The organism is Xanthomonas sp. SHU 308, assembly GCF_000364645.1.
Lineage (GTDB): Bacteria > Pseudomonadota > Gammaproteobacteria > Xanthomonadales > Xanthomonadaceae > Xanthomonas_A > Xanthomonas_A sontii.
This window is the reverse complement of record NZ_AQOK01000722.1, coordinates 1-787: the sequence shown is the minus strand read 5'-3', so window position 1 is coordinate 787 and position 787 is coordinate 1. Positions and strand designations below refer to the sequence as shown.

The window sequence follows — 787 nt, the reverse complement described above, 5'->3', positions numbered from 1 at the left end:
CGCGATCGCGCTCCCGCCTGCCTGCGCGCGCGCATCGTGCTGGCGGGCTGCACCGCCGCCGGCCTCGCGGCGCTGGCCTGGGCGGCGTTCATGCATCCGCGGCCGCGCCTGATCTACAACCCTTCCGACAGCGTGGCGGTCGGCTGGTATCGCGTCGATCCGCTGCGGCATGGCGCAGGCGCGACGCCACCGGCCGTACCCGTCGGCAGCATCGTGCTGACCACGTTGCCGCCAGAGGCCGCCGCGCTGGCCGCGCAACGCGGCTACCTGCCGGCGCACGTGCCGCTGCTCAAGCGCGTGGGCGCCGTTGCGCCGCAGCAGGTGTGCATCACCGGCCGCGTCGTCCGCATCGACGGCGTGCCTTCGGCTGCCGTACTGCCCGCCGACCGCTGGGGCCGGCCGCTGCCATCCTGGCCGCAATGCCGCCGCCTCGCACCCGGTGAACTGTTCCTGCTCAGTACGACCCACCCGGCATCGTTCGACAGCCGGTACTTCGGCCCGGTCAACACGTCCGCCGTGATCGGCCTCGCGCATCCGGTCTGGCTGGAGCAACGCCCATGATGGCCGGCGATGCGCTGCGCGTCGCCGTGCATCGCGTCGTGCCATCGGGCGTGTCGCGCTGCTGGCTGACGTTGCGCTTGGGGCTGTGTCGTCGCGCGTGCAGTGCGAGCGCATTTGCGCCGCACTTCGCGCTGCCTGCGGCGCAGCCGTCCAACGTGCAGGCGTCCTGCCTCGAACGTGCCCGGCCCGCGGTCGTGCCCGCGTTCGCCGGCGTGCTCGCTGCTCG

At 73.7% G+C, this 787-nt stretch carries 1 protein-coding gene and 1 pseudogene; both read left to right on the top strand.

Features of this window, described 5'->3' with window-relative positions; genetic code table 11:
- Window positions 1-21: 21 nt before the first annotated feature.
- Window positions 22-561: a S26 family signal peptidase gene (locus D588_RS0119455; protein ID WP_198526790.1), complete on the top strand. Its 540-nt coding sequence runs from the start codon at window positions 22-24 to the stop codon at window positions 559-561.
- Window positions 558-787, top strand: a pseudogene (locus D588_RS0119450) (hypothetical protein); the annotation flags it as partial. The gene D588_RS0119455 and the pseudogene D588_RS0119450, both read left to right, overlap by 4 nt.